The 6,247-nt window shown below is 63.3% G+C and carries 7 protein-coding genes; 5 read left to right on the top strand and 2 right to left on the bottom strand.

The window, feature by feature from the left end:
* Both pepN and AC062T_RS02095 read right to left on the bottom strand, forming a co-directional pair.
* The coding region (gene pepN, locus AC062T_RS02090; protein WP_476026951.1) for an aminopeptidase N at nucleotides 1-1,475 on the bottom strand (1,475 nt) is incomplete at its 3' end.
* A 56-nt stretch (nucleotides 1,476-1,531) separates the two neighbouring features.
* Complete coding sequence (locus AC062T_RS02095) at nucleotides 1,532-2,146, bottom strand: hypothetical protein (protein WP_476026953.1); 615 nt, start codon at nucleotides 2,144-2,146, stop codon at nucleotides 1,532-1,534.
* A 258-nt stretch (nucleotides 2,147-2,404) separates the two neighbouring features.
* On the opposite strand from AC062T_RS02095, the gene AC062T_RS02100 reads away from it, so the two are divergent.
* The 5 genes from AC062T_RS02100 to AC062T_RS02120 all read left to right on the top strand — a co-directional run.
* Entirely contained in the window at nucleotides 2,405-3,022 is a 618-nt protein-coding gene (locus AC062T_RS02100; RefSeq protein WP_476026955.1) for a mycothiol-dependent nitroreductase Rv2466c family protein, read from the top strand.
* Nucleotides 3,023-3,043: 21 nt separating this feature from the next.
* Nucleotides 3,044-3,529: a ribose-5-phosphate isomerase gene (locus AC062T_RS02105; RefSeq protein WP_476026957.1), complete on the top strand. Its 486-nt coding sequence runs from the start codon at nucleotides 3,044-3,046 to the stop codon at nucleotides 3,527-3,529.
* Nucleotides 3,530-3,531: 2 nt separating this feature from the next.
* Nucleotides 3,532-4,554 carry an Fpg/Nei family DNA glycosylase gene (locus AC062T_RS02110; protein ID WP_476026959.1) on the top strand — a complete coding sequence of 341 codons (1,023 nt, stop codon included), beginning with the start codon at nucleotides 3,532-3,534 and terminating at the stop codon, nucleotides 4,552-4,554.
* A gap of 66 nt (nucleotides 4,555-4,620) precedes the next feature.
* On the top strand, nucleotides 4,621-5,235 hold the full coding sequence (locus tag AC062T_RS02115) for an FMN-binding negative transcriptional regulator (RefSeq protein ID WP_476026960.1): 615 nt from the start codon (nucleotides 4,621-4,623) through the stop codon (nucleotides 5,233-5,235).
* A gap of 2 nt (nucleotides 5,236-5,237) precedes the next feature.
* On the top strand, nucleotides 5,238-6,247 hold a 1,010-nt coding region (locus AC062T_RS02120; RefSeq protein ID WP_476026962.1), incomplete at its 3' end, for an amidohydrolase family protein.

Raw genomic sequence — 6,247 nt, forward strand, 5'->3', positions numbered from 1 at the left:
AGTTCGTAGAACCCGATCGCCAAGCCGTGGGGTCGGATGGTCGGGTAGTCCTTCGTTGCCGTCTGCACGACGGTGAACGAGGTGATGCGGCCATCCCCGCTCGGCTCGATCTCGGGGCGCAGCGTGTTGCCGCCGGCGGTCTCGAGCCACAGCTTCGACCAGCTCGACAGGTCGCGGCCGCTTGTTGTCTCAAGCTCCGTGAGCAGGTCGCTCAGCTCGGTGTTGCCGTACGCGTGCTTCTTAAAGTACGCGGCAACACCCGAGAAGAATGCATCGCGGCCAACCCACGCGACGAGCTGCTTGAGAACCGAGCCGCCCTTGGCGTAGGTGATGCCGTCGAAGTTGACCTGGACATCTTCGAGGTCGTTGATGGTCGCAACCACGGGATGGGTCGACGGAAGCTGGTCCTGGCGGTACGCCCAGCTCTTCTCCATTGCCTGGAAGGTCGTCCATGCCTCTGTCCACTCGGTCGCCTCGGCGGTCGAGATAGTGGAGGCCCATTCGGCGAACGACTCATTGAGCCAGAGGTCGTTCCACCACTTCATCGTCACGAGGTCGCCGGACCACATGTGGGCGAGCTCGTGAAGGATCGTGACGACGCGACGCTCCTTGATGGCGTCGGTGACCTTGCCGCGGAACACATACGTTTCCGTGAACGTCACGCATCCGGCATTCTCCATGGCCCCAGCGTTGAACTCGGGAACAAAGAGCTGGTCATACTTCTCGAACGGGTAGTCGTAGTCGAACTTCTCCTCGTAGTACTCGAAGCCCTTGCGAGTGATGTCGAAGATGTAGTCGGCGTCGAGGTACTCGCTCAGCGAGCGGCGGCAGAAAACACCCAGGGGAACCACTCGACCGCTGCGGTTGGTCAACTCGCTGCGAACCACGTCGTAGGGTCCGGCCACAATCGCCGTGATGTACGAGGAGATTCGGGGGGTGGGCGAGAAACGCCATGTTCCCACCTCACCACTGATCTCGGGCTCAGGCGTGGGGGAGTTGCTCACAACCTGCCAGCGCGAGGGCGCAATGACCGTGAACGAGAACTCGGCCTTCAGATCAGGCTGCTCGAAGACCGCGAACACGCGTCGGCTGTCGGGCACCTCGAACTGCGAGTACAGGTAGACCTCGCCGTCGACGGGGTCAACAAAGCGGTGAAGTCCCTCGCCCGTGTTCGTGTATTCCATCTCGGCAACGACGGTGAGCACATTGTGTGAGTCGAGGGAGTCGAGCTGGATGCGCAAGCCATCCGCGGCCGAAGTCGGCACCTCCGCACCGTTGAGGCTGATCGAGCGCACCGTGCGGGTGATCGCGTCAATAAACGTCGAGGCACCGGCGGTAGCCGCGAACGTTACGACGGTGGTGCTGAGAAAGGTCTCGTCGCCCGTGGTCACATCAAGTGTGACGTCGTAGCTTTCTACAGAGACAAGCGCACTGCGCTCCTGTGCTTCTAGGCGGGTGAGATTGTCTCCGGGCATCGATGCTCCTCAAATCACTGGTCGATTGCTTCGCAGCAAGCCTAACCGTCGACTCTCTAGAGCTCTGCGGAAACCCTCTTCTCGTTCCAGATCTTTGCCGGTGTCGGCAGAGCGCTGTGGCTGTCCGGCTTGCCGAGCAGGGCTTCGCAATCGGCGATTGCACCCTCGAGCATCTGCTTTAAGAGCGCATCCTGGTCGGCAATGCAGGCCTGGGCTGCGCCCAAAACGGCGGTGCTCACGATCGCCCGTCCGGCCCGAGCAAACGAGATCGGTGCACGAGGCTGGTTTCTCTGGCAGAACTCGCGCGCCCACTGCATTGCCAGCGGAGCCTCACGTTCGGCCTCAGCCATGAGCGACTGTGCCCACACGATCTCACTCTGGCTCGCATCCAGGGCTCGCTGACACGCGATCACGCCCGTAGCAAGAGTGCGCTGCCGCGATTCGCTCACCGAGCCGAGCGCCGTCACGGCAACCCTCAGGGCGATGGCGATATCCACGGCCGGTGAGTCACCATTGAGACCGACGACCGAAGGAACAAGCGTGGCAAGTTCTTGTCTGCCGCGATCCGTCGTGAAGTCATTCACTCCTCTGGCGAGGAACGCCAGCAGGGGATGGGTGCACTCAGGATGATCGCTCCACCGTTCGCCCGCCATATACGACGCGAATTCCATGAAGCACGCACCCTGCTTTGGTCGCCGGTGCCTGCCGCGAGACAACACGGGAACGAAGTTTGGGATGCCCTGCATTTGCTCGTTAGTCACGCCGCCCATGAGCCACCTCCTGGTCGAGACGGATGCGCTTTTGAATCAAGTGTGCGCCCGTCTTATGCCGAAGACCAGTGCCAGGGGGGCGCTGGGGCGAGAGTCCCTACGAACTCTCATCTTGCGGTCAGGTCGGCAAAGTTAGAGGGTGTGCGGTTGACTAGCGGTATGACGAATACGAACAGCGCCCGCGTTGAGTTTTGGTTCGATCCATCCTGCCCCTGGGCCTGGATGACGAGCCGATGGGTAGACGAGGTGGCGAAGCACCGCGACCTCGACATTTCATGGAACATCATGAGCCTGGCCGTCCTCAACGAAGACAAAGAAGACCTGAGCGACTTCTACAAGGCGTTCCTTCCACGGGCGATGCGGTACACCCGACTCGTCGCCGCGCTCGCCGAGATCGAGGGAAAGCACATCGTCAAGCCTTTGTACGACGCGCTGGGCACCCGCATCCACCCGGGCGGTCAGAAGGATGTCGACGAGGTGATCGCCGGTGCGCTCGCCGAGCTTGGTCTCGACCCCGCTCTGGCGCGCTACGCCGACAGCGACGAATACGACGCCCAGCTGCGGGCTAGCCATGCGGAGGGCATCTCCCGCGTGGGCCAAGACGTTGGTACCCCCGTTCTCGCCGTCAACGGAGTGGCCTTCTTCGGCCCAGTGATCTCGCCTGCGCCCAAGGGTGAGCAGGCTCTCTCCCTCTGGGACGGAGTCGTGGCGGCGGCGAGTTACGACGGATTCTTTGAGCTCAAGCGCTCGCGCACCCGCGACCCGCAGTTCGACTAGGCCTCTCATAGAATTGTCAGCATGCGCATCCATATCGCCACCGATCACGCGGGACTCGACTTCAGCCGGCACCTGCAGCAGCACCTCGCCGCGCAGGGGCACGAGGTCGTCGACCACGGTCCCGATCACTACGACGCGCTGGACGACTATCCGTCGTTCTGCATCAACGCGGCCCGTGGCGTAGCCCGCGACCAGGCAGAGGGCGTCGAGGCGCTCGGCGTGGTGTTCGGCGGCTCGGGCAACGGAGAGCAGATCGCCGCGAACAAGGTCACGGGCATTCGTGCGGCGCTCGTCTGGAGCATCGCAACCGCTGAGCTCGCTCGTGAGCACAACAACGCCAACGTGATCTCGGTCGGCGCACGCCAGCACTCGGTCGATGAGGCCGTTGCATTCATCGACACGTTCATCGCCACACCGTTTCCCGGTGACGAGCGCCACGCTCGCCGCATTGCGCAGCTGGCCGAGTACGAGACCACGGGGGCCATCGCCGGGCACGAGATCGTCTAGCGATGCCTGAGGGTCATTCCGTTCACCGCATCGCGCGGCAGTTCTCGTTGCACTTTGTGGGCAAACCCGTGGCCGTTTCTTCGCCACAGGGTCGTTTTTCTGCTGGTGCCGAGAAGCTCGATGGTCACACCATGGTCGACGCACTTGCTGTGGGCAAGCAGATGTTCATTGAGTTCGATCATGGGCTGTGGTTGCGAGTGCACCTGGGGCTCTATGGCGCCTGGGATTTTGCGGGAGACATCACGGCGGATGCCACGGTCACCTCTGCGGGAGGCCGCATGGGGCAGACCAATCAGCGCGGCACTGACGCCCAGCTTGTCACCGGGCACGACCTAGTTGTGCCGGGAGCAGCAGGCTCTCGCGGTGAGAACGAGGCGTCCCTCCACAGCATCGGCGCCCCCCGCCGCACGCGGCTCCGCATGTCGGAGTCCGAGCGACAGGGCGAGGATATTGAGGAGTTTCCCCCGCCGCCCATCGGGCAGGTGCGCGTTCGCCTCCTGACGACGGATGCCGTGGCCGACCTCCGAGGGCCAACAGCGTGTGAAGTGCAGACCCCCGACGAGGTCGCCGTGTCGATCGGCAAACTCGGACCGGACCCGCTCGTCGGCGACCCCGCAGAGGGCGAAGAGCGCTTCGTCGCTGCCGTGCGCAAGAAGGCCACGCCCATAGGCCTTCTCTTGATGGATCAGTCCGTCGTGAGCGGCATCGGCAATGTGTATCGGGCGGAACTTTTGTTCAGGGCGCGGCTTGATCCCTATACGCCCGGCAAGCTCGTCCCAGAAGAGGTCGTGCGCGATCTGTGGCGGGACTGGGTGCATCTGCTCTCGATTGGCGTTGAAACGGGTCAGATGATGACGATGGATGGGCTGGAAGGCGAGGCTTATGTCGCCGCGCTCGCCAGCAGAGATGACCGGCACTGGGTGTACCACCGCGAAGGGCAGCCCTGCAGGGTCTGCGGAACCCACATCACCATGGCTATGGCCGCGGCCCGCAAACTCTATTGGTGCCCTAACTGCCAGCGCTGAGCTTCACCGGCCAGCGCTGAGCGCCACGGGTTAAAAAGTGGCACCGCCTTCTGCAATCATGAGCGGATGAGGCATACCCCGCACTTCGTCGTCACTGATCCGCACGAGGTCAAGAGGCTGATTCGAGAGAACCCCTGGGCGACCATCGTCTCGAATACCGCCAACGGCCTTGTCGCCTCGCATTACCCCGTGGTGCTCGAAGAGAACCGGGATGAGATCAGCATCGTCAGCCACGTCGGTCGTCCCGACGACCGTGCTCTCGAGCTGGGGCAGCACGAGATTCTCGTGATAATCCAGGGGCCGCACGGCTATGTGTCGCCCGGTTGGTACGGACCGGGGGCTGGGGTGCCCACCTGGAACCACGTCACCGCCCATCTCTATGGAACGCCCGAGATTCTCAGCGACGAAGAGAACTGGCGCGTGCTCGGGGAGCTTGTTCACCACTTCGAGGACTCCATGCCGCACCCCCACCTGCTCGAAAACAACGAGGAGTATGGGCGGAGCATCGTGTCGGGCACGGTGGGCTTTCGACTTGTCGTCAGCCGTTTTGAGGCGAGGGCAAAACTGAGCCAAAACAAACCGGCCGACGTAGTGGATTCCGTCATCGGCGAGCTCTCAGAGGGCGCGACCTATGCCAACCCAGACTTGGCGGCAGAGATGAAGCGCGAGCACGGACGGTGAGCGTGCTGCTTCGAAATGCCAACATCATGGGGGCCCAGGATGCTGGGCTCGCCGATAGTAGCGCCAGCGGCTACACGGACATCCTCATCGAGGCCGGACGGATAACGCGCATCGCTCCCGGACTTCACGAGGGCTCCGCCGAGACGGTCGATCTTGAGAGTCGCGTGGTGATCCCCGGGCTCTGGGACAACCACGTGCATATGAGCCAGTGGGCCTTTGCCAGTTCGACTGTAAGCCTTGCGGCAGCGTCATCCGCCCGGCAGGCGGCAGACATGGTGTCGCAGGCCCTCGCGGCAGAGCCTGCAAGGCACGGTGGCGTCGATCGCTCGGACATGCCATCGCCCTTCGTTGGCACCGCATTCCACGATGCCCTGTGGCCGGATGCACCGCATCGCACGGCGCTCGACGAGGTCTCAGGGGGCCGGGCGGTCGTGCTGCTCAGCAATGATCTGCACTGCGTCTGGCTCAACTCGGCCGCCCTTGAGATGTATGGTTTCGCGGATCATCCGACCGGGGTCCTGCGCGAGGACGACGCCTTCTCTGTCTCGCAACGGCTGTTGGCCGCGCCCGACGCTGTTCTCGACGGCTGGGTCGATAGCGCGCTGCGATCAGCGGCAGCCAGGGGCATCGTGGGCATTGTCGACCTCGAGATGCGCTGGAACCTGGACGACTGGATGCGCCGCCGCCGTTCGGGATCCGACTCGACTCGCATCGAGTTCGGCATTTACGCTCAGCACCTCGACCGCGCCATCCAACTGGGGCTGCGCACGGGTCAGCAGCTCGACGAGTTGACGTCGGTCGGCAGGCTCAAGGTCGTCACCGATGGGTCACTCGGCACGAGGACCGCGTTCTGCTACGACGAATATCCCGGACTCTCCGGTCCCGATTCGCACGGCCTGCTCACCCTGCCGCCCGATGAGGTGATGCCACTCATCCGGCGTGCCGTTGACGCCGGCATCGAACCGACCGTTCACGCGATCGGTGACCATGCGAATGCTCTGGTGCTGGATGC

It is taken from the genome of Homoserinimonas sp., from assembly GCF_056262345.1.